Annotated in this window: 23 protein-coding genes; 6 read left to right on the top strand and 17 right to left on the bottom strand. The window is 58.7% G+C overall.

Going from position 1 to position 19,757, the window contains the following annotated elements; genetic code table 11:
- Positions 1-101: 101 nt before the first annotated feature.
- Both trmB and ACKQTC_RS03595 read left to right on the top strand, forming a co-directional pair.
- A complete protein-coding gene (trmB, locus tag ACKQTC_RS03600) occupies positions 102-752 on the top strand; it encodes a tRNA (guanosine(46)-N7)-methyltransferase TrmB (RefSeq protein WP_408977063.1) in 651 nt (216 codons plus the stop codon).
- Positions 753-880: 128 nt separating this feature from the next.
- Positions 881-1,423, top strand: coding sequence for a glutathione peroxidase (locus ACKQTC_RS03595; RefSeq protein WP_408977062.1), 543 nt, complete (start codon positions 881-883; stop codon positions 1,421-1,423).
- Positions 1,424-1,468: 45 nt separating this feature from the next.
- On the opposite strand, the gene ACKQTC_RS03590 is transcribed toward ACKQTC_RS03595, so the two are convergent.
- The 4 genes from ACKQTC_RS03590 to ACKQTC_RS03575 all read right to left on the bottom strand — a co-directional run bounded on the left by ACKQTC_RS03590 (position 1,469) and on the right by ACKQTC_RS03575 (position 4,453).
- On the bottom strand, positions 1,469-2,092 hold the full coding sequence (locus ACKQTC_RS03590; RefSeq protein WP_408977061.1) for an SdpI family protein: 624 nt from the start codon (positions 2,090-2,092) through the stop codon (positions 1,469-1,471).
- Entirely contained in the window at positions 2,085-2,351 is a 267-nt protein-coding gene (locus ACKQTC_RS03585; protein WP_408977060.1) for an autorepressor SdpR family transcription factor, read from the bottom strand. The genes ACKQTC_RS03590 and ACKQTC_RS03585 overlap by 8 nt, the downstream gene beginning before the upstream one ends.
- Positions 2,352-2,493: 142 nt before the next feature.
- Positions 2,494-3,402, bottom strand: coding sequence for a Fic family protein (locus tag ACKQTC_RS03580; RefSeq protein WP_408977059.1), 909 nt, complete (start codon positions 3,400-3,402; stop codon positions 2,494-2,496).
- Positions 3,403-3,547: 145 nt separating this feature from the next.
- Positions 3,548-4,453, bottom strand: coding sequence for a copper amine oxidase N-terminal domain-containing protein (locus ACKQTC_RS03575; protein WP_408977058.1), 906 nt, complete (start codon positions 4,451-4,453; stop codon positions 3,548-3,550).
- Between the two features lie 152 nt (positions 4,454-4,605).
- Here ACKQTC_RS03575 and ACKQTC_RS03570 point away from each other — a divergent pair, with 152 nt between their 5' ends.
- Complete coding sequence (locus tag ACKQTC_RS03570; RefSeq protein WP_408977057.1) at positions 4,606-5,145, top strand: manganese efflux pump MntP; 540 nt, start codon at positions 4,606-4,608, stop codon at positions 5,143-5,145.
- Positions 5,146-5,218: 73 nt separating this feature from the next.
- On the opposite strand, the gene fabZ is transcribed toward ACKQTC_RS03570, so the two are convergent.
- The 13 genes from fabZ to acpP are packed head-to-tail and all read right to left on the bottom strand — an operon-like array spanning position 5,219 to position 15,641.
- Positions 5,219-5,659, bottom strand: a complete 441-nt coding sequence (gene fabZ, locus ACKQTC_RS03565; RefSeq protein ID WP_408977056.1) for a 3-hydroxyacyl-ACP dehydratase FabZ — start codon at positions 5,657-5,659, stop codon at positions 5,219-5,221.
- Positions 5,652-6,881, bottom strand: a complete 1,230-nt coding sequence (gene fabF / locus ACKQTC_RS03560) for a beta-ketoacyl-ACP synthase II (RefSeq protein WP_408977055.1) — start codon at positions 6,879-6,881, stop codon at positions 5,652-5,654. The genes fabZ and fabF overlap by 8 nt, the downstream gene beginning before the upstream one ends.
- Before the next feature lie 8 nt (positions 6,882-6,889).
- The gene (gene fabG, locus ACKQTC_RS03555) at positions 6,890-7,618 is read right to left on the bottom strand and encodes a 3-oxoacyl-[acyl-carrier-protein] reductase (RefSeq protein ID WP_408977054.1); all 729 of its coding nucleotides are present in this window, start codon (positions 7,616-7,618) and stop codon (positions 6,890-6,892) included.
- Entirely contained in the window at positions 7,611-8,540 is a 930-nt protein-coding gene (locus ACKQTC_RS03550; protein WP_408977053.1) for an ACP S-malonyltransferase, read from the bottom strand. Before ACKQTC_RS03550 ends, fabG begins: the two co-directional genes overlap by 8 nt.
- A complete protein-coding gene (locus ACKQTC_RS03545; RefSeq protein ID WP_408977052.1) occupies positions 8,537-9,595 on the bottom strand; it encodes an NAD(P)H-dependent flavin oxidoreductase in 1,059 nt (352 codons plus the stop codon). The genes ACKQTC_RS03550 and ACKQTC_RS03545 overlap by 4 nt, the downstream gene beginning before the upstream one ends.
- Positions 9,571-10,554: an NAD(P)H-dependent flavin oxidoreductase gene (locus ACKQTC_RS03540; RefSeq protein WP_408977051.1), complete on the bottom strand. Its 984-nt coding sequence runs from the start codon at positions 10,552-10,554 to the stop codon at positions 9,571-9,573. The genes ACKQTC_RS03545 and ACKQTC_RS03540 overlap by 25 nt, the downstream gene beginning before the upstream one ends.
- Complete coding sequence (locus ACKQTC_RS03535; RefSeq protein WP_408977050.1) at positions 10,541-11,488, bottom strand: beta-ketoacyl-ACP synthase 3; 948 nt, start codon at positions 11,486-11,488, stop codon at positions 10,541-10,543. The genes ACKQTC_RS03540 and ACKQTC_RS03535 overlap by 14 nt, the downstream gene beginning before the upstream one ends.
- Entirely contained in the window at positions 11,485-11,952 is a 468-nt protein-coding gene (locus ACKQTC_RS03530; RefSeq protein WP_408977049.1) for a MarR family winged helix-turn-helix transcriptional regulator, read from the bottom strand. The genes ACKQTC_RS03535 and ACKQTC_RS03530 overlap by 4 nt, the downstream gene beginning before the upstream one ends.
- Positions 11,936-12,727, bottom strand: coding sequence for a carboxyltransferase subunit alpha (gene accA, locus ACKQTC_RS03525; protein WP_408977048.1), 792 nt, complete (start codon positions 12,725-12,727; stop codon positions 11,936-11,938). Before accA ends, ACKQTC_RS03530 begins: the two co-directional genes overlap by 17 nt.
- Positions 12,724-13,602, bottom strand: coding sequence for an acetyl-CoA carboxylase, carboxyltransferase subunit beta (gene accD / locus ACKQTC_RS03520; RefSeq protein WP_408977047.1), 879 nt, complete (start codon positions 13,600-13,602; stop codon positions 12,724-12,726). Before accD ends, accA begins: the two co-directional genes overlap by 4 nt.
- Positions 13,599-14,957 carry an acetyl-CoA carboxylase biotin carboxylase subunit gene (locus tag ACKQTC_RS03515; protein WP_408977046.1) on the bottom strand — a complete coding sequence of 453 codons (1,359 nt, stop codon included), beginning with the start codon at positions 14,955-14,957 and terminating at the stop codon, positions 13,599-13,601. Before ACKQTC_RS03515 ends, accD begins: the two co-directional genes overlap by 4 nt.
- On the bottom strand, positions 14,950-15,396 hold the full coding sequence (locus tag ACKQTC_RS03510) for an acetyl-CoA carboxylase biotin carboxyl carrier protein (protein WP_408977045.1): 447 nt from the start codon (positions 15,394-15,396) through the stop codon (positions 14,950-14,952). Before ACKQTC_RS03510 ends, ACKQTC_RS03515 begins: the two co-directional genes overlap by 8 nt.
- A 14-nt stretch (positions 15,397-15,410) precedes the next feature.
- Positions 15,411-15,641 (bottom strand): acyl carrier protein, encoded by a 231-nt coding sequence (gene acpP / locus ACKQTC_RS03505; protein ID WP_408977044.1) that lies wholly within the window; start codon positions 15,639-15,641, stop codon positions 15,411-15,413.
- A gap of 294 nt (positions 15,642-15,935) precedes the next feature.
- On the opposite strand from acpP, the gene ACKQTC_RS03500 reads away from it, so the two are divergent.
- The 3 genes from ACKQTC_RS03500 (at position 15,936) to ahpF (ending at position 19,757) form a co-directional block, all read left to right on the top strand.
- Positions 15,936-17,522, top strand: a complete 1,587-nt coding sequence (locus ACKQTC_RS03500) for a hypothetical protein (RefSeq protein ID WP_408977043.1) — start codon at positions 15,936-15,938, stop codon at positions 17,520-17,522.
- A 145-nt stretch (positions 17,523-17,667) separates the two neighbouring features.
- A complete protein-coding gene (ahpC, locus tag ACKQTC_RS03495; protein ID WP_408977042.1) occupies positions 17,668-18,237 on the top strand; it encodes an alkyl hydroperoxide reductase subunit C in 570 nt (189 codons plus the stop codon).
- Positions 18,237-19,757, top strand: coding sequence for an alkyl hydroperoxide reductase subunit F (gene ahpF, locus ACKQTC_RS03490; RefSeq protein WP_408977041.1), 1,521 nt, complete (start codon positions 18,237-18,239; stop codon positions 19,755-19,757). The genes ahpC and ahpF overlap by 1 nt, the downstream gene beginning before the upstream one ends.

Genomic DNA, 19,757 nt, shown 5'->3' with positions numbered 1-19,757 from the left:
AGCACCCGATTTTTACATCGAGCATTAATAATATAATACCCTTATTTTAACGAAGTTACACATCCAGTGCAAGCCATCCGCTGATTTTTAAGGAGGAAACCATGGCCAGAGTCAGACATATTCCGGGCACCCATGACATGCTCTTAGAAAACCCCTACGTGATCACCCGGGCGGAAGCCAGCCCAGCCTTTTGGGCCGGCTGCTACCCCAAGGACCAGCCCCTACGCATTGAAGTCGGATCCGGCAGGGGCCGCTTTATCTATACCGCCGGCAAGACCTGTCCGGAGAAGAATTGGCTGGCCCTTGACGTGGTCCCGGAAATCATCCGGGAGGCTGTCGAAAGCTACAGCCGCCGGGCCGACTGGCCGGAGAACATCCGTTTTATGGCCTGTGATGCCACCGAACTCCTGCGCATCCTGCCGGCTCGGTCCGTTGAGCGGATCTACCTCCACTTTTCCGACCCCTGGCCCAAAAAGCGCCATGCCAAACGCCGGCTGACAGCACCAGGCTTTCTGGCCATCTATGCCGCCCTGCTTCAGGCGAACGGCGACCTCCTCTTTAAAACAGACCATGACGATTTTTATAGCTATTCCCTGGAGAGCTTCCGGGAAGCCGGCTGGCAAATCGTCTCTGCCGACCGGGACATCTACCGGGACCTCCCGGCTGATAACATCGCTACCGAATACGAACGCCGCTACCACAGGCGCCAAGTCCCCATTGGCCAAATCATCGCCACCCCGCCCCGGGATTAAACGGACCGGCCCCTAGGGTTGGAAACTTGTGTCAGGCCCTCCCCTTTCGGGTATGTATCTTTCTAGTGACAGGCCTGACCCGGTTAAGGCCAGGCCCTTCAAAAGCGTTCCAGGAAAGGATGATGACAATGGCTTCAATTTATGATTTCACCGTCAAGGATACCAAGGGAAATGATGTTTCTTTAAGCGATTATAAGGGCAAGGTCCTTCTGATTGTCAATACCGCTACAGAATGCGGCTTTACCCCCCAGTATGAAGGACTGGAAGACCTCTACAAAACCTTTAAAGACCAACCCTTTGAAATTTTAGACTTCCCCTGCAACCAATTCCTGGGCCAGGCCCCGGGCAGCAATGAAGAAATCGCTGAATTCTGCCAGACCAAGTACGGCACCGAGTTTACCACCTTTGCCAAGATTGATGTCAACGGGGACAATGAAGACCCCCTCTACACCTTCTTAAAAGACGCCCAGCCCCAAGGGATTGCCGATGCCGGCACCGCCGCCTTTCTGGCCAAGCTGGAAACCCTGACCGATGTCTACCGGGGGGCCAATATCAAATGGAACTTCACCAAGTTCTTAGTGGACAAGGAAGGCAATGTCGTTGCCCGCTATGAACCGAACATCGAACCCAAGCGGTTTGAGAAAAAAATCCAGGAACTGTTAGAGGCTTAATCCAATAAACCCGACCCGGCGTTTCTACGCCGGGTCGGGTTTATTTTAGGACAGCTGCCGGTCAAGCCGCCAGGCATAGACTACAGGCAGAATAGCCGCCACAAAAATACCTATGAGGGCCAGGACCATGAGGGCCGGCATATCAGTGATACCGGCTAACAGAGCCAGAAAGCCGGCCCCTATAAAGAGGTAGCCGCCCAGCCGTTGGGTTTTCGCCCAGACCACCGGTGACCGGCCGGTCCAGGGAAAGCGATAGCCGTAAAAATCATTGGGTGGTGTCTTGGGCAGATAGTTGCCGATGGCCAAAAAAAGGCCTCCCAAGAGGAGGAGGACGCCCCGACGAACGGAAAAATCAGCCCCTAAGTTAAACTGGACCATCATCATAGTGATCACTAGGCCAATAACAGGTACAGCTAAGAGAGAAATGGCCTGCATCATCGGGTGTACCTGGGGACTCTGCCGGGCGCTAAAAAACATGAGGGTTTCTATGGCGGCGAAAAAGACCGGCAGGCCCCAAATGGTCGATAATTTTCCCTGCCAGCGGTCCGGTGTATTGTCAAAAGACAGGTGAACGGCCATCGGATCCGGCAATTGATCGTAATAATAGAGGCCATAGGCCAGGCTGAGGCCAATCAGTAAGAGGCCTAAGATATAAAGACGCTTATTCATGGATATCCTCCTTAAAGCTTGCCATAAAGACCAGCAGGTCTTCAAAAACAGAAGTATTCAGGCTGTAAATCACCCGGTTCCCCTCTTTATCCGCCCGGACCAGGTCAGCGGCCTTTAAAATAGACAGGTGGTAGGATACCGTAGCCCCGGTCAGGTCAAAGTGGGCACCAATTTCCCCGGCAGCCATAGGGCCGGCCCGGAGGAGCTTGAGCATTTCCCGCCGCTGGCTGTCCGCTAAGGCCTTAAAGGTCTTGTCCATCAAGATGGCCACCCCTTTCTATTTAGATTTTTATCTAAATAGAAAGGGGTGGCAAGCAAACGTCAATATCTATTTAGATTATTTTCTAATTGTTTTATTGAAAAAGGCCCCCTTCCTTGGAAAGGGGGCCTAGTGATGGAACTTAGGCCTGGCAGGCGGCCTTGTAGTCATCCAGTTGCTGTTCCATATATTGGGCGATGAGCTCAACCATGGGGGCTGAGGTCTGGTCACGGTAGTAGGTATCGATGGCGGCGTAGAAGGCATCCCGGTCTTTGGGGGAGATGCTCACTGCCGGATAGCCCTGCTGGAGGAGCATAAAGTTTAAGAGCAGGCGGCCAACCCGGCCATTGGCATCCATAAAGGGGCGGATGCCGTCAAATTTCATCAGGAAGAGGACGGCGCTTTCAACGGCATGGAGTTGGGGGTTGATGAACTTACCCAGCTGCTTGGCCATTTTGGCCGGGACCCGGTCGGCTTCCGGCGGTTGGTGGTAGGCACCCAGGACGTGGATGGATTCCAGCCGGTACTTGCCCCGTTCAGCGGGCTTGTCAACCATGATGAGGCCGTGCAGGTCCTTGATGATCTTTTCAGACAGGGGGACCCGTTTGTCGACCAGGTCTTTCATATGGTCATAAGCATCGCTCAAGCCGACCACTTGCAGGTGGGCCAGCAGGGGCTGGCCGGCGACCACTTGGCCCTCAAGGATGGTGGCTACTTCATCCCGGCTCAGGGGATTGCCGCTAATGGCGCCACATTCATAGACAAAGGTGGTCTTGAAGTCTTTTTCAAAGGCGGCCATTTTTTCCGGATTTTTAACTTCACAGGCCTTGCGGGCTTCATTTTTCTCATCAATCCGGCCAATCAGGTCTTCATATTCCGGTGAAGAGGGGCGGGCTTCCAGGTTGGGGGGGATGACCGGGCAGATGGCCTCTTCCGGGATAAAGAAGGTCCGTCCTTCTTTGACCACGCCGACCAGGGACCCGTCTTGGCAGAATTCAACCACCAGGTCTTCGTCAATCTGCCATTTTTCGGCCGCTTGTTTCACTGACATATACGCCATGATAAACTACCTCCATTTCAGATTCCGATCCGTTCCAGTATTACCTGTATCTCTTGGGTCTATTATACGAAAATTCAGCCCAATTGCCAACAGACAATCAGGCTGAGGAGGTATTCGTCTCTCTTCCCCGCTACTTTTAAGCGATAAAAAGCCGGTTGCCGTCCGGGGTCAGGGCATGTAGCTGCTGGTCTGTCCATTCTAAAACGGCCTTGTTGACATCAAATGGCAGTTCTTTTTCCACCGGGCCCTGGCCGCTTTGAAGGTCCAGGCGGTAGACCACATTCGGTCGGATGCCCGATGACCAGGGGCCCTGGGAAGTCCCGTCTGTATAATAGAGGTAGCGGTCATTTAAGGTAAAGGATGACGTGGCATTGACCCGGTCAGCTATTTTAACCAAGCGGTCACCGGTGTCCTTATAGAGGGTGCTCATGTTGGAGTGGACGTGGTTGTAGTTGATGAGGAGGTAGGTCTCTCCCCGGATGACCTTCTGCTTAACAATAAAGTCCTGGATGGGTGACAGAGTTCTTCCATCAGACAGGGGCAGGAGGGTCCGGTCGCTCGCCAGGCTGCGGGCCACCTGGCCGCTGGCGTCCACCTGGTAGCTGGGCGGGTTCTTTTGCCCGGGATAGATGGAAACGGTTCCCTCCGACCACTGGATGCTGCCGTAGATTTCTGCCAGGTTCCGGGCCGGCAGGTAAGTCCGGCCATCCTTGATGACCGGGGCACTGTAGAGGGTCTTGGTCTCCCCCTGATCCTGGTAACTGGTTTGCCCGACCTGCAAGGTGAGGGAGACGCCATTGCTGCCGCTGACGACGATTTTTCCACCTTCAGACCAGGCGGTGTCCAGCCTGAGGTAGTTGTTAACCATCCGCAGGGGGAGCATGGTCCGGTTATCGGCATTAATAAAGGGGGCGCCCATGTCCGGACTGGCCTCAATCAGGTCACCGTTGATCCTCAGCGCCAGGTCTCCATCGGCCTTGGCCGGACCGGGTAGCCAGCAGAGGCCCAGGACCAGGCAGCCGGCAATGATTTTTTTTAGCATAAAAGACTCCCTTCCGCCCGCTAGGGGCTGGCTATTATTATTTTTAGTATAAGCCCGATCGGAGCTGCTTACAAGGATTTATACCTTCTTTTATATTTTTCCGAACCTATGGTATACTGGCAGGTAGAGGTGCAAGGGAATAAGGAGGACTTATGGGGATTTTTGAGGTTATTTTAATTGGGGCAGGCCTGTCGATGGATGCCTGTGCCGTCGCCCTATGTAATATTTTAGGCCTGGCCGGCGGCGACCAGCGCCGCCTGTGGCTGATGCCTGTTTTCTTTGGGGCCTTCCAGGCCCTTATGCCCACCCTGGGCTACGGGCCGGGCATTGGCTTGGCCCATATCATCGGCTCTTATGGCTCTTATGTGGTGGCCGCTGTCCTGGCCTTAATCGGCCTCAATATGCTGCGCGAGGCCCGCAAGGGCGAGGCCGCCTGCAACTTACAGACCCTGAGCCTCTGGGTCCTGACCAGCCAGGCGGTGGCAACAGCCATTGATGCCTTTTTTGTCGGAGTCTCCTTCGGGGCTGCCGGCACCCCCCTGGTCTATGTCCTGGTCATTGGGGCCACAACGGCTGTCCTGGTAGCCCTAACCGTCCTCTTGGCCCGGCCCCTGGGCCGATTTTTAGGCAACAAGGCTGAATGGGTTGGGGGGATTCTCTTACTGCTTGTGGCGGCCAGCCAGCTCTTTTAAGGGTATCGGACCTATCCTTTATCATCAAGAAACCAGTCGACCTGGATCCAGGTCGACTGGTTTCTTTGTATAGCTAGTTATTTTTATTTTCCTGGTCAACGGCAAAGATCAGTTCACAGGAGGCCACCTTCTCCTCCTTTTGATTGACAGCCAGGGCCTGGCCCATGCCGATAGGGCCCCGCCTTTTGGTCAACTCAACGGAAAGGGTCAGGGTATCCCCCGGCCGGACCGGGGTATGGAAGCGGGCCTTATTGATCCCGGCCAGGAGGGCGATCCCCCCCTGGTCTGGGCCCTGTAAAATGGCTAGGGCGCCAGTTTGGGCCAGCGCCTCAATAATAAGGACCCCAGGCATGACGGCCTTGCTGGGAAAGTGGCCATGGAAAAACCATTCATTCCCACTGACCGCCCGGAGGGCCTTGGCCGACTGGCCAGGGTTGACCTCTAAAGCCCGGTCAATGAGCAGGAAGGGGGCCCGGTGGGGAAGGATGGCCTGGATGGCTTCAAAATCAAGCATGGCAGCCCTCCCATTTTTTCAAGACCAGGCAGGCGTTATGGCCGCCAAAGCCCAGGGTATTGGTGAGGGCAGCAGCCACCGGCTCTCCCCCCTTGGCCAGGGGAACTGGGCAGGCCGGGTCCTGCTGGGCTGTGCCGAACTGGCCCGGTGCGTAATTATGGACCAGGGCCTGGGCGCAAATAAGGCTCTCCAGGGCCCCAACGGCCCCGAGCAGGTGGCCGGTCAGGGCCTTGGTGGAGCTAACCAGGGGCACTTGCCCTGCAAAGGCCCGGTTAAAGACCCGGCTTTCGATTTGATCGTTTAAGGGGGTCGAGGTGCCGTGAGCATTGATATAGTCTACATCTGCCGGTGTCAGACCACTTTCATCAAGGGCCTGGCGGATGGCTTTTGCAGCGGCCTCGCCGTCTTCTGCCGGTGCGGTAATATGGTGGGCATCACAGCTTTCGCCATAGCCGACCAGCTCTGCATAAATCTTGGCCCCCCGGGCCTGGGCCCGGTCGGCTTCTTCGAGGACCAGGACAGCCGCCCCTTCCCCCATGACAAAGCCGGACCGGTCCTGGTCAAAGGGGATTGAGGCCCGGTCAGGGTCCGCCCCCATATGGAGGGCCCGCATGGCGGTAAACCCCCCGATGGCCAGGGGGGTAATGCTGGCCTCACAACCGCCGACCAACATGGCATCCTGGTAGCCGTCCCGGATCATCCGGAAGCCCTGGCCCACTGCCGTCGTTGAAGAGGCACAGGCGGTCGCAACGGACATAGAGGGCCCCTTGGCCCCGGCCAACATGGCGACATGGGCCGCGCCCATATTGGAAATAACCATAGGAATAAAGTAAGGGGTTACCCGGTCAAACTTATTGTCCGGGGCCACCCGGCGGTCTTCCTTTTCAATGGTGGAAAGGCCCCCGATACCGGAGGCGATAATGGTCCCCAGCCGGTAGGGGTCTACAGCCAGGTCCCCGGCATCTGCCAAGGCCTCCCGGGCCGCCACCAGGGCAAACTGGATATAGGGGTCCAGGTGCCGGGCCTCCTTGCCGGAAAAGTAGTTTTCCGGGTCATAGTCTTTCACTTCGGCGGCCAGGGTCACCCGGCGGCCGCTTGTATCGTAATGGCTGATGGGGGCCACCCCATGCCGGCCTTCTACCACGGCCGACCAGGTGCTGGCTGCATCCTTGCCAATGCTATTAATGGTACCGATACCGGTAATGACGACTCGTCTTTTCATAATTCCTCCTACATGACCATGCCGCCATCTACCGCCAGCACTTGGCCAGTGATATAGGCAGCCCGGTCGTCCAGTAAAAAGGCCACGGCCTGGGCCACGTCTTCCGGCTGGCCAAAGCGGGCCAGGGGAATCCGGTTGAGGCTCTTGTCTTTGACTTCTCCCGGGAGGACCGCGGTCATCTTGGTTTCTATAAAGCCCGGTGCCACCGCATTCGCGGTAATGCCCCGCGGGGCCAGTTCCCGGGCTAGACTCTTGGTCAAGCCGATGAGGCCGGCCTTACTGGCGGCATAATTGGCCTGGGCACTGTTGCCGGTCAGGCCGACCACCGAGGCCATGTTGACAATTCGCCCATGGCGCTGGCGCATCATGGGCCGGCAGAGGGCCCGACAGGTGGCAAAGGCGGAGTAGAGGTTGGCATTCATGACGGTGAAATAGTCTTCATCGGTCATTTTCATCAGCATGCCATCTCTGGTGACGCCGGCATTATTGACCAGGGCATCGATATGGCCCACCGCCTCCAGGGCAGCGTCTACCAGGTCGCTGGCTGCTCCGGGCTGGCTCAGGTCAGCCTGAAGGGGGATGGCCTCATAGGTCTGGACCAGGTCATCAGCGGCTTTTTGGTTGGCATGGTAGTGGGCCAGGACCTGCCAGCCCGCTTCAGTTAAGGCTGCCACAATGGCCCGGCCGATGTCACCGGTAGCCCCGGTGACCAGGACGGTTTTCTTTGCTTCAGTCATCTTTTCCTCCTAAATAGGCCAGTAGGTCATCTGCCTCTGCCAGGGTTTCTACAGCATACACCGCCAGGTCCCGGCCCAGGGCCTTCCGGACCAGGCCGGTCAGGACCTTGCCCGGGCCAATTTCAATAAAGGTCCGGGCCCCCAGGGCGGCGGCTTGTTCAAAGCTCTCCACCAGGCGGACGGGGGAGGTCAGCTGGGCAAGCAGGCTCTCTGTCACCCCATCATCGGCCAGCCGGCCAGCTGAGGCATTGGCCAGCACCGGTATCCGGGGGGCCCGGGGCGGGGTCTGGGCCAGGGCCTTGGCCAGGGCTTCTGCAGCCGGGGCCATGAGGGGGGTGTGGAAGGCCCCGCTCACCTGCAGGGGCACAATCCGCCGGGCGCCGGCGGCCTTGAGCCGCTGGGTCGCCTCTTCCAGGGCGGCCTTTTCGCCACCGATGACCTGCTGGGCCGGGGCGTTATCATTGGCCAGGGCAATGACCTGGCCGGTCTCAGCTGCCAGGTCGGCACAAATAGCCCCGACCCGGTCCCGGTCCAGACCGAGGACGGCTGCCATAGCGCCGGGCCTCAGCTGGCCCGCTTCCTGCATGGCAGCCCCCCGGACCTCGAGCAGTTGAACCAGCTGGTCACTTGAAAAGCTGCCGGCAGCATAAAGGGCACTGTATTCGCCCAGGGACAGGCCCATAGCCATATCCGGGGCAAGACCGCGGGTGGTCAGGTAATCGGTCACCACGGCGGCAAAAAGGCCCATGGCCGGTTGGGTCATGGCCGTTTCATTCAGACTTTCCTGGGGGCCGTAAAAAGAGGCCTCCCGGATTTGAGGGTAGCGATCATAAAGGGCCTTGGCGTCCGGGTCGGCTTCATAAAAGTCCAGACCCATGCCGACCGCCTGGCTCCCTTGACCGGCGTAAAGTAGACAGATCATAGGGTCCCTCCTTCCCTGAGGACTTCCGTAAAGACATCGGCGACCGGGGTCTGCCGGTTAATTTTTCCAACATGGGCCCCGCTAAAGAAGAGGCCATTTTCCCAGTCCCCCTGGGCAGAGGCCACCAGGGCCCGAGATATACAATAAGGGGTCGTGGCCGGGTTACAGGGGCCCAGGCACTTGTAGCAGGTCGCCGGTGGACGCCGGTCCCCCTGGGCAATGGCCAGGGTCAGGGGGCTTTTTAGGGCCCGGCCCGGCATCCCGACCGGGCTTTCAATGACCATGACGTCTTCGTCCCGGGCCTGGATAATCCGGTCCTTAAAGGCCTGGTCGGCATCACATTCATCGGTGGCGATAAAGCGGGTGCCCAGCTGGGCAATATCGGCCACTTCCAGGGCCGCCTGGACATCAGCCCGGTCGACCAGGCCACCGGCGGCAATGATGGGAATGGGCCGGCCCTTTTTTTCTTCGTAAGGGGCCAGGGCCTTCCGGACCTCTCTGACCAGGTCAGCCAGGGCCGGTTCCCGGTCAGCCGCTAATTCTTCGTCTTTAAAGCCCAGGTGGCCGCCGGCAAAGGGGCCTTCGACAACGACCAGGTCCGGTAGCCGATTAGCGTGCTTGAGCCAGTAGCGGCAAATAAGGTTGGCCACCCGGCCGCCGGAGACCACCGGTGCCAAGAGGACCGAGGCCTTGCCGACCAATTTAGGTAATTCCAGGGGCAGGCCGGCGCCGGAGATGATCACATCGACACCGCCGGCCAGGGCTGCCTGGACTTGTTCCTTATAATCACTCACTGCCCGCATGATATTGACCCCAACGAGCCCCCGGTCGCCGGCCCGGTCCCGGGCCTGGCGAATCCGCCGGGTCAGGGCCTTGAGGCTGACCCCCTTGGGGTCATCCCAGAAGCCCGGCTCGTGGAGACCGGCGTAGGCAGAGGACAGGACCCCCAGGCCACCGGCCCGGGCCACTGCCCCGGCCAGGCCATCCAGAGAGATACCAATCCCCATGCCGCCCTGGGCCAGAGGGCGGTCTAAATGGTGTCCGTTGATTTCCATGGTCCTTCCGCCTCCCAGTCTGCGAGCAGGTCATGCAGGCCTTGGTCCATGTCTGCCATGAGGCCTGCGAAAATATCCTTGAGGGGGCGCACTTGGTCGACCAGGCCGACGCTCTGGCCGGCCATCATGGCCCCGTTGTCTTTGTCCCCATGTAAAACAGCCTTGGCCAGGCCACCCAGGGAGAACCGTTCCAGGGTTTCCCAGTCAGCCCCCTCCCGTTCCATCTTTAAGTAGGCCCGGGTCATGGGGTTTTTGAGCATTTGGGTCGCTGTGCCCCCAATCCGGCCAATGGTCACCACATCCTCCAGCCGGGCCCCTAGGACCCGTTCGCGGTAATTGTCATGGATGGGGCATTCTTCGGCGGCCAGTAAGACCGTCCCGATTTGGAAACCGACAGCCCCCAGGGCATAGGCCGCCAGGGCCTGGCGCCCGGTGACAATGCCGCCGGCTGCCACCACAGGCAGGTCTACAGCGGCAATGACCTGGGGCAGGAGGGACATGGTCGTAAAGGAACCGACATGGCCACCGGCCTCACAGCCTTCAGCGATCAGGCCATTGACCCCCAACCGGGCCATCCGTTTGGCCATCAGGGGGGAGGCGATAACCGGCCAGACCTGGCAGCCGGCTTCCTGGAGCCGGCTCACATAGGCCGCCGGGCTCCCGGCCCCGGTCGTGACCACCGGGACCTTTTCCCGGATGATGACCTCAACCAAGTCATCACAGTGGGGGTTCATCATCATGAGGTTGACCGCCCAGGTCCGGCCCGGTTCCAGGAGGGCCTTACAGTCACGGATATTGGCCTCCAGGTGCTGGACTTCCATGCTGCCCGACCCGATGACCCCAAGGCCCCCGGCATTGGATACCTGGGCCGCAAAGGTCCCGGTCGCAATCCGAGCCATTCCGCCCTGGATGAAAGGATAGCGGATATTTAGCAGTTCTGTTAATTTATGACCATTCAAAAATGATTCCTCCCCAAGTGAGCCCGGCCCCAAAGCCGGCCAATACAACTTTTTCTCCGCCTACGGGCGGTTTTTCTGTTATCCATTGGTCTAAGGCCAAGGGTACAGAGGCGGCTGAGGTATTCCCCAGCTCGCCGATATTTAAGTAAAAACGATCCTTCGGCAGGTCCAGGTGCTGGGCAACCTTGTCCAGGATTCGCCCGTTGGCCTGGTGCAGGATAAAATGACTGACCCCGTCCGGTGCAAGGCCGGCCTGGTCAGTCAAGTCCCGGATCAGGGCCGGGACCTGCCGCAGGGCAAAGCGGAAGATGGCCTGGCCATCCATCCGGACCACCGATTGGCCGGTCGCATCCGGTTGGACGGTCAGAGCCTCCGGCTGGGTCCGGACGCCGAACTGGGCTACATACAGGGTCGGCGCCTGTTCCACAATAAGGGCCCCGGCCCCGTCACCAAAGAGGACGGCCGTCCCCCGGTCAGACCAGTCGACCCAGTGGGAGATAATTTCCGCCCCGACGACCAGGGCCCGTTGGCCGGCCGGCCGGGTGGCCAAAAAGCTCCGGGCACAGTCCAGGGCTTGGACAAAGCCGGTACAGGCCCCATTTAAGTCAAAGGCCAGGACCCCTTCGCCCAGGCCCAGGGCCCCAACCAGGCCAGTGGCCACAGCCGGCATCCGGCCGGCGGGGCTGAAGGTGGCCACAATGACCAGGCTGATAGAGGACGGGGCAATGGCTGCCCGGTCCAGGGCTTGGCGGGCCGCTGCCGCAGCCAGGTCCTCGACCCTTTCGTCAGGACCGGCCAGGTGGCGGGCGCAGATACCTGTCCGGGTCCGGATCCATTCATCGCTGGAATCCAGCCGGGTGCAGAGGTCTGCATTGCTGACCCGCCGGCTGCCGGCCCGGGCCCCTGTACCGATAATCCGTAAGCCGGGCATCATTTCAAATCCTCCCGCATCCCCTTGAGGACGGCAATCGCTTCAGACAGCCCCTTGATAAAGGGGGTCCGCATCTGATCATCTAGGTTTTGCCAGATCCCGTCACAGAGGGCGGTATGAAAGGCCCCATGGGCCTGGACAGCGGCCTGGCCGGACGCAGTCAGGCGGACCCGCAACTTGCGCCGGTCCTCTTCATCCCTGGTCCGGAGGACATAGCCCTTCTTCTCCAATTTTTTAACGGCTGTGGTCACGGTGCCATTGGTCAAGGCGGCGTGCCGGGCCACATCACTCATGGCCCCGTGCTCCCGCTCGCCAATGGCCACCAGCATATGGGCCTCAGCGACGGTGATATCACCGTCAAACCGGTCCTTTAGCCAGTCTTCTTCAATGCCCAGAATTTGGTTAAAAATATCCACTAAAAAGCGATTCATTGTTTCTTTGGCCTGATTTTCATCCACTGAATACATGGCTCATCCCCACCTTTCGATAACGCCGGTAACGGTTTTCCGGCAGGTCCCGGTCACTCACCTTCCGCAAGCGCTTCAGGCTGTCAGAGAAGGTCTGCCGGATGCTGGCCGCCAGCTGGGTAATATCCTGGCCGGCTTCGCCAAAGACCCCGTCACAGATGCCCATATCGTGGAGGTCGGCCGCCTGCAAGTGGAGGGCCTCCGCCGCTTCCGGCGCCCGGCTGGGGTCTTTGAATAAAATACTGGCACAGGCCTCCGGCGATATGACCGAGAAAACGCTGTGCTCCATCATGTAGAGCCGGTCAGCGACGGCCAGGGCCAGGGCACCGCCGGACCCCCCTTCTCCGATGACCAAAGACAGGGTCGGAACCCTGAGGCTGAGCATAGTGGCCAGGCACTCAGCAATGGCTGCCGCCTGGCCCCGGTTTTCTGCCTCAATGCCCGGGTAGGCCCCGGGGGTATCCACCAGGGTGATGACCGGCCGGCCAAATTTTTCCGCCTGGCGCATAAGCCGGATAGCCTTCCGGTAGCCTTCCGGCATGGGCATACCAAAACGGACCCGTTCATTTTCTTCCAGGGTCCGGCCCCGTTCCTGGACCAGGACGGTGACGGCCTGGCCATCTAAGTAGCCTAGCCCCCCGATAATGGCCGGGTCATCGCCGGTCAGCCGGTCGCCATGCAGCTCATGGAAGTCATCGATAATGGCCTGTAAAAGCCGGCTCCCATTGATCCGGCCCTGGCTCCGGGCCAGGCGGACGGTTTCATAAGCGGTCACAGGCGACCCTCCTTTCGGTGGATGGTTAAGTAAAACTGTAATTCCCGGCGCAGGTCTTCCCGGGGCACAATGGCGTCAATAAAGCCGTTCTCCAGCTGGGCTGCTGCCCGCTGAAAGCCTTCCGGCAGGTCACCGCCGACTGTTTGTTGGATGACCCGGGGGCCGGCAAAGCCGATGAGGGCACCGGGCTCGGCCAGGGTGATATCCGCCAGGCTGGCAAAACTGGCCATGACCCCACCGGTGGTGGGATCGGTCAGGACCACGATGTATAAGAGGCCGGCGGCATGGAAGTGGTTGAGGGCCTGGCTGGTCCGGGCCATCTGCATCAGGGATAAAATGCCTTCCTGCATCCGGGCCCCGCCGCTGGTGGCGACGATAACCAGGGGAAGCTTGCGCTTGGTGGCATGTTCAATCAGGCTCACCAGTTTTTCCCCACAGACCACCCCCATGCTGCCCATCATAAAGCGGCTGTCCATGCAGGCAATGGCCACTGCCAGGCCGTCAATCCGGCCGGTAGCGGTCACCACCGAGTCATTCAGCCCGCTTTGCCGCCGGGCCCGGTCCAACTTGTCGCTATAGCCGGGAAAGGCTAGGGGGTTAGTCGTCTTAAGCCCCTCCTGCCGCTCTTTCATGGTGCCGGGGTCCAGCAGGTTTTCCAACCGGGCATGGGCCGGCATAGGCAGGGTCTGGCCACAAGCCGGGCAGACATAAAGGGCCGCCCGAAGGTCGGCCATGAGGATTCGCCCGCCACACAGTGGGCAGTTGATATTTCGTAAATCATCCCTATCCGGCGCCGGGCGGCGCAGGAGCCGCTCCCGGGCAGCCTGAAAGACCTTGAGCCGGTCCTTCCGCTGGGAAAAAGCATCTCTCATCATAATAAATCCACCAGTTCCTTCAGGTGATCATCTAAAAATTGGCTCGTATAGGCACCACGGATGACATCCCGGTGGTGTAGGATCATAAAGTGTAAGTCGGTCGTGGTATCAAGGCCCTCAATAATAATCTCAGACAGAGCCCGCCGCATCCGCCGGATAGCGATTTGCCGACTTTCCCCCCAGACGGTGACCTTGGCCAGGAGGGAGTCATAAAAGGGCGAGACCTCCTCCCCCGGCAGGAGGGCCGAGTCCACCCGGACAAAGGGCCCCTCAGGCAGGTGAAGGGATTCGACCCGGCCCACAGAGGGCCGGAAGCCGGTCATCGGGTCCTGGGCATTGATCCGGCACTCGATGGCATGACCCTGGAGGCGGATATCCTCCTGGGCCCATTCCAGGGCCAGGCCTTCAGCCAGTCGCAGCTGGGTCCGAACCAGGTCAATGCCGGTCACCCATTCGGTAATGGGGTGCTCGACCTGGAGACGGGTGTTCATCTCCATAAAGTACCAGTCGCCCTCAGCGGTGACCAGAAATTCAACAGTCCCGACCCCTACATAGCCCACTGCCTGGGCGGCCTGGACCGCCGCCTGGCAAATGGCCTCCCGCAGGCCGGCCGACAGGCGTTGGCAGGGCGTCTCTTCCAGGACCTTTTGGTGGCGGTGCTGGAGGGAGCAGTCCCGTTCGCCCAGGTGGATGCAGTGCCCGGCCTGGTCGCAGGCAATTTGCACCTCAATGTGTTTGGCCCCGGTCAAGTACTTTTCCGCATAGAGCCGGCCATCGCCAAAGGCCGCTTCCGACTCCCGCTGGGCAGCCAAAAAGGCCTCTTCCAGCCCCTCTGCTGCTTCCACCAGCCGCATGCCCCGGCCACCACCGCCGGCTGCTGCCTTCAAGAGCAGGGGGTAACCTCCTTCTTCAGCTACCGCCAGGACCTCTTCCAGACTGGCTGTCGGCCCATCGGACCCCGGAATAACCGGGACCCCGGCTGCCCGCATCCGCTGCCGGGCCGCAATCTTATCCCCCATCTGGGTGATGACCTCTGCCGGCGGCCCGATAAAGACCAGGCCCTGGTCAGCAACCTGGCGGGCAAAGTCTGCGTTTTCAGATAAAAATCCGTAGCCCGGATGAACCGCTTCGGCCTCACAGGCCAAGGCTACGGATAAAATAGCATCTGCATTTAGGTAAGAGGCATTGAGGGCCGCCGGGCCAATACAGACGGCTGTATCTGCCAGGGCTACAGCCAGGCTGCCTGCATCCGGCTCAGCATAGGGAAGGACGGTTTTAATGCCCATATCCCGGCAGGTCCGGATAATCCGAACGGCCACCTCGCCTCGGTTGGCAATACATACTGTTTTAAACATCCGCTTCCACCTGTAAGATGACATCGTGATACCCAATCACCGTACCGTTGGCCGGTAAGATGGCAACCACCTGGCCACTGACCGTTGAAGGGATATCATTCATAACCTTCATGGCTTCAATAATGCCAATGGTTTGCCCGACCTCAATGTGGTCACCGACCCGGACAAAGGCATCGGCATCTTCAGCCGGTGCCGCATAAAAAGTACCTGCCAGGGGGGCTTCCACCGTGGCAAAGGCCGGTTCCTCTTCAAGAGGGCCGGCTGCCCCTTCTGCTGCCGCTACGGGCACCGGAAGAGGCCCTTGAGGGCCGGGCGAAGCCACTTGCACCAGCGGGGCCTTGTTCAGTTTGACGGTCCCGTCAGCGGTTTTCACCGTTAACTGGGCAACCCCGCTCCGGTCAAAGGCCCGCAGTAAACGTTCAATCTCATCAATCGTCATGGCCCTGCCCTTAATTACTGCTGCGCTTTTTCGATGTACTTGACAATATCCCCAACGGTGGTGAGTTGTTGGCTTTCCTCATCGGAAATGGACAGGCCGAAGGCTTCTTCCAGGTTCATGATGAGTTCCGTTGCATCGAGGGAGTCTGCGTCCAGGTCTTCCCGCAGGCGGGCTTCCATGGTGACCGCTTCAGCATCACAGTTCAGGGTTTCTACAATGGCGTCTTTTACTTTGTCAAAAATCATTTTGTATACCTCCTCAGGTTATCATCAGCATTTGATTACTTTGATTATCAAAGCAATTGCCTCTTATTATAGATAGTTTGAATATCAAAGTAAATAGTTTGATTATCAAAATAACAAATTGTTACTTATTACGGATATCTGACCCGGCTGGTTGAAAGTCGTTTATATAAAAGACAAAAGTCCATCTTAAATGAATGTTTATAGCTTTACGGGCTTATTTTTGCTATACTTAAACTAAGTTCCGACCCTTCTTGCAAGGGCCATTCGCTACACCAGTCAAGAAAGGAGTCTACCATGTTTAAGAAGACCCAATTCATCCTTGTGGGCCTGGCCTGTCTCCTGGCCCTAGCTGCCGGGGCGCCGGCCCTGGCCCAGGATAACCCCGCCCCGGCGACCGCCAATGCCAAGGTCCCGGCCGACAAACAGGTGGTCCAGCCGGCCCCAACCGATAGCCAGGTCATTGTAAATGGCCAGGCCCTTAGCCCGGGAGACCAGGCCGCCGGCATCAGCCTGGTGGATAATACAACCATGATCAGCGACCGGCTCCTGCCCCGGCTCCATTTTTCCGCCATTCGTGATGGCCATGCCGTGACCGTCACCAGTTTAACCGGTACCACTAGCCAGTGGACCCTGGACCAAACCACCTACATGGTTAACCAAAACCCGGCCCAGGCCCCGGCCGCCCCCTATGAGGACGGGCCCTATGTCTACCTCCCCCTCCGGGCCTTGGTGGAGACCGTCGGCACAGTGAATTGGAGCCCTGACAGTCGCAGCATTACCATCCTCACCCCGACCAAGGTCCTCAAGCCGGACAAGACCCTGTCCGTCACCGGGCCAACCCCGGCCCTGAAGGCCGAGGCGCCCCAGGTGGACAAGGTCATCGACCGACTGGCGGACGGTAGCCTCCTGACCGGTGATGCCCAGCTCAACAGCGGCGGCTACAGCAAGCTCTACCACCGGGGTCGGGTCATCCTAACGGGCAAGAACAAACTGGGCGTTCTCACCAATCCGACCCTGATTCCCACCGCTGACCGCCTGGTCTGGCAGGAAACGGCCTCCACAGATAGCCCCGGCGGCATGCCCTTTAACCTCTATGAGGCGCCTCTGGCTAACCCCGGCCAGGCCCGGCTCATTGCCGACCAGCTTTATCCGGACATCGATAAGCTAGCCGCCAATGAAAACTGGATTGTCTATACCACCGGCTTAAAGGATAAGCCCGGCGCTTCCGCCCAACTCAGAGCCTATAACCGAAAGACCGGCGACTACCAGGTCCTTGACACCCTTAAGGACCCCCACCGCTACTACCTGGATGTCCAGCTGGACCAAGACAGGGTCGTCTGGACCATCGGCCAGGGAGGCCTGTCTGAGAGCATGGTCCTCTGTGACTTAACTAAGCCCGGATCGGCCAAGATGATTTCCGAAGGCTATGCCTTCCGCGACCCCGTCCTCAAGGACAACCAGCTCGTAGCCTCCCGGGAAATGCGAACCCTAAAGGGGCGGACCGAAGAGGTCTGGCACTATGACCTTGACGCCGGCCGCTGGACCTGGCGGCTGGACCCGACCCTGGACCTCCTGCCCCAGTCCAAGTCCTTTTTCATTCAGAAGGTCCTCTTTAGTGACCACTACCTGGCCCTTTTCCCCGTTGACCGAACCGGGGACGACCAGGCCTTCACCAGGCTTTCTGTCCTCGACCTAAAAACCGGCACCCTGGCCCCCCTGGCCTTAAATGAAGGGGCCCTCCCCCTCATTAACGCCAGTAAAGACCGGCCCAATACCAGGCGGATTTCTGCCATCCGGCCCGGTGCCGACGGCAGCCTCCACCTGCAAACCTATGCCCAGGAAAACAGTCAGGCAGATAGCCTCTTTATAAGCATTGCATAAGTAGGGAACCCGACCTGAAGTCCGGCTTCAGGTCGGGTTCCTTTTGTTACTTTTGTCAAACTTGTTATTTCTGATGAAGTTGGGTATACTATAAGTAGTTGCCTACAACTAACTACTAGCAAGAAATTTTAAGGAGGAACTTATTATGTCTCAAGTCAGAAAACAAATCCCGGAATTTATTGCTGATGGATATAACCCTAAAAAAGAAGAATTTGTCCAAGTCTCCAACAAGGACTTTGAAGGCCAATGGACCGTTTTAATGTTCTACCCGGCAGACTTTACCTTTGTCTGCCCCACCGAATTGGAAGACATGCAGAGCCAATACGCCAAGTTACAGGAACTGGGTGTAGAAGTTTACTCCATGTCCACCGATACCCACTTTGTCCATAAGGCCTGGCACGACCATTCAGATGCCATCAGCAAGCTGGAATACACCATGCTGGCTGACCCCCACAAGTCCATCACCCGGTCCTTCGACGTCTTAGACGAAGAAGCCGGTCTGGCGCAGCGGGCCACCTTTGTCATCGACCCGGACGGCATCATCCAAACCGTTGAAGTCAATGCCGACGGCATTGGCCGGGATGCCAGCCAGATCTACGATAAAATCCGGGCCGCCCAGTTTGTCCGTGAAAACCCCGGCGAAGTTTGCCCGGCCAAGTGGAAAGAATCCGGCGAAACCCTAACCCCGGGTCTGGACCTTGTCGGTAAAATCTAATGTTGGATGCCCAGTTAAAAAACCAGGTTAAAGACTACCTCCAGCTGCTGGAAGAAGATGTCCTCATCACCCTCAGCCTCGACGAATCTGAAAATGCCCAAAAGATGCGGGTCTTCATCGATGACCTGGTCAGCCTGTCTGACCGGCTCAAGGTTGAGGAAGGGTCCCTCAAGTTTACCCCCAGCTTTAGCCTGTCTTCAGCCAGTGCCGGTGGTGTCATCTTTGCCGGCATTCCCCTGGGCCATGAGTTTGAGTCCTTCGTCCTAGCCCTGCTCCAGGTCGGCGGCCGGGCGCCGAAAATTGCCCCGGCTGAGAAAGAAAGGATCCAGGCCATTGACCGGGACCTGGCCTTTGAAACAGTGGCCAGCCTGAGCTGCCATAATTGCCCGGAAGTGGTCCAAGCCCTCAACATCATGGCCGTTCTGAACCCTAAAATCAGCCACACCATGATTGACGGCTCTATGTTCCAGGACCACGTCAACGCCCTGGGTGTCTTAGCGGTTCCGGCCTGCTTCCTCAACGGGGAAAGCTTCTACAACGGGAAAATCAGCCTGGGCCAGATCCTGGACCAGGTCACCGGAACCAAGGCCGACCGCCACCTGGAAGATAAACCGGTCTATGACCTCCTGGTCATTGGCGGTGGCCCGGCCGGGGCAACGGCTGCCATTTATGCCGCCCGGAAGGGGATCACCACCGGCCTGGTCGCCAAGGACTTCGGGGGCCAGGTCAAGGAAACCCTGGCCATCGAAAACATCACCGGCCTGGCCTATACCGAAGGGCCTCGGTTCATGGCTGATGTCAAGGACCAGCTGGTCAAGTACCAGGTGGATATCCTGGATGAGGTCACCGTTGAAGATATCGCTGAAGGATCACCCCTGACGGTCAAAACTGATGCCGGCCAGCTCTCGGCCCGGACGGTGGTCATTGCCACCGGGGCCAAGTGGCGGTTGATCGGCATTCCCGGCGAAATCGAATTCCGCAACAAGGGGGTGGCCTACTGCACCCACTGCGACGGCCCCCTCTTTACCGGCAAGAAGGTCACCGTCATCGGCGGCGGCAACTCAGGTATTGAAGCCGCTATTGACCTGGCCGGCCTGGCCAAGGAAGTCCTGGTCCTGGAATTCCTGCCCGAACTCAAGGCAGACGCCGTCCTCCAGGAAAAACTGGCCAGCCTGGACAATGTCCGGGTGGTCACCAATGCCGAAACCAAGGCCCTCACCGGCGACGAGATGCTGGAAAAAATCAGCTATGTCGACCGGGTCAGCGGGGAAAGCATTGAAGAAGCCATCGATGGCTGCTTTATCCAGGTGGGCCTGGTCCCGACTACCGATTGGATCAGCAACGTTGAGAAAAATGGCGTCGGTGAAATCATCACCGACGCCGTCGGCGCCACCAATATCCCCGGCCTCTATGCTGCCGGCGACTGTACAGACACCAGCTTCAAGCAGATTGTCATTGCCCAGGGCAGCGGCGCCACTGCCGCCCTAGGTGCCTACAACTACCTGATGAGAAACAGCTGA

The sequence above is a fragment of the Peptococcus simiae genome, from assembly GCF_046097595.1.
GTDB classification, from domain to species: Bacteria; Bacillota; Peptococcia; order Peptococcales; family Peptococcaceae; genus Peptococcus; species Peptococcus simiae.
The sequence above is the reverse complement of the archived record's forward strand: the minus strand, read 5'-3'. Positions and strand labels throughout refer to the sequence as shown.

Excerpts from the sequence above, each read along its gene's own strand:
- ACKQTC_RS03500 (WP_408977043.1), top strand. The coding sequence starts at position 15,936 with ATGTTTAAGAAGACCCAATTCATCCTTGTGGGCCTGGCCTGTCTCCTG.
- ACKQTC_RS03595 (WP_408977062.1), top strand. The coding sequence starts at position 881 with ATGGCTTCAATTTATGATTTCACCGTCAAGGATACCAAGGGAAATGAT.
- ACKQTC_RS03575 (WP_408977058.1), bottom strand. The coding sequence starts at position 4,453 with ATGCTAAAAAAAATCATTGCCGGCTGCCTGGTCCTGGGCCTCTGCTGG.
- accD (WP_408977047.1), bottom strand. The coding sequence starts at position 13,602 with ATGATGAGAGATGCTTTTTCCCAGCGGAAGGACCGGCTCAAGGTCTTT.
- ACKQTC_RS03535 (WP_408977050.1), bottom strand. The coding sequence starts at position 11,488 with ATGATGCCCGGCTTACGGATTATCGGTACAGGGGCCCGGGCCGGCAGC.
- ACKQTC_RS03550 (WP_408977053.1), bottom strand. The coding sequence starts at position 8,540 with ATGATCTGTCTACTTTACGCCGGTCAAGGGAGCCAGGCGGTCGGCATG.
- ACKQTC_RS03510 (WP_408977045.1), bottom strand. The coding sequence starts at position 15,396 with ATGACGATTGATGAGATTGAACGTTTACTGCGGGCCTTTGACCGGAGC.
- fabZ (WP_408977056.1), bottom strand. The coding sequence starts at position 5,659 with ATGCTTGATTTTGAAGCCATCCAGGCCATCCTTCCCCACCGGGCCCCC.
- ACKQTC_RS03570 (WP_408977057.1), top strand. The coding sequence starts at position 4,606 with ATGGGGATTTTTGAGGTTATTTTAATTGGGGCAGGCCTGTCGATGGAT.
- ACKQTC_RS03530 (WP_408977049.1), bottom strand. The coding sequence starts at position 11,952 with ATGTATTCAGTGGATGAAAATCAGGCCAAAGAAACAATGAATCGCTTT.
- trmB (WP_408977063.1), top strand. The coding sequence starts at position 102 with ATGGCCAGAGTCAGACATATTCCGGGCACCCATGACATGCTCTTAGAA.
- ACKQTC_RS03585 (WP_408977060.1), bottom strand. The coding sequence starts at position 2,351 with ATGGACAAGACCTTTAAGGCCTTAGCGGACAGCCAGCGGCGGGAAATG.
- ACKQTC_RS03515 (WP_408977046.1), bottom strand. The coding sequence starts at position 14,957 with ATGTTTAAAACAGTATGTATTGCCAACCGAGGCGAGGTGGCCGTTCGG.
- ACKQTC_RS03580 (WP_408977059.1), bottom strand. The coding sequence starts at position 3,402 with ATGTCAGTGAAACAAGCGGCCGAAAAATGGCAGATTGACGAAGACCTG.
- ACKQTC_RS03545 (WP_408977052.1), bottom strand. The coding sequence starts at position 9,595 with ATGGAAATCAACGGACACCATTTAGACCGCCCTCTGGCCCAGGGCGGC.
- ACKQTC_RS03590 (WP_408977061.1), bottom strand. The coding sequence starts at position 2,092 with ATGAATAAGCGTCTTTATATCTTAGGCCTCTTACTGATTGGCCTCAGC.
- acpP (WP_408977044.1), bottom strand. The coding sequence starts at position 15,641 with ATGATTTTTGACAAAGTAAAAGACGCCATTGTAGAAACCCTGAACTGT.
- ahpF (WP_408977041.1), top strand. The coding sequence starts at position 18,237 with ATGTTGGATGCCCAGTTAAAAAACCAGGTTAAAGACTACCTCCAGCTG.
- fabG (WP_408977054.1), bottom strand. The coding sequence starts at position 7,618 with ATGACTGAAGCAAAGAAAACCGTCCTGGTCACCGGGGCTACCGGTGAC.
- ahpC (WP_408977042.1), top strand. The coding sequence starts at position 17,668 with ATGTCTCAAGTCAGAAAACAAATCCCGGAATTTATTGCTGATGGATAT.
- fabF (WP_408977055.1), bottom strand. The coding sequence starts at position 6,881 with ATGAAAAGACGAGTCGTCATTACCGGTATCGGTACCATTAATAGCATT.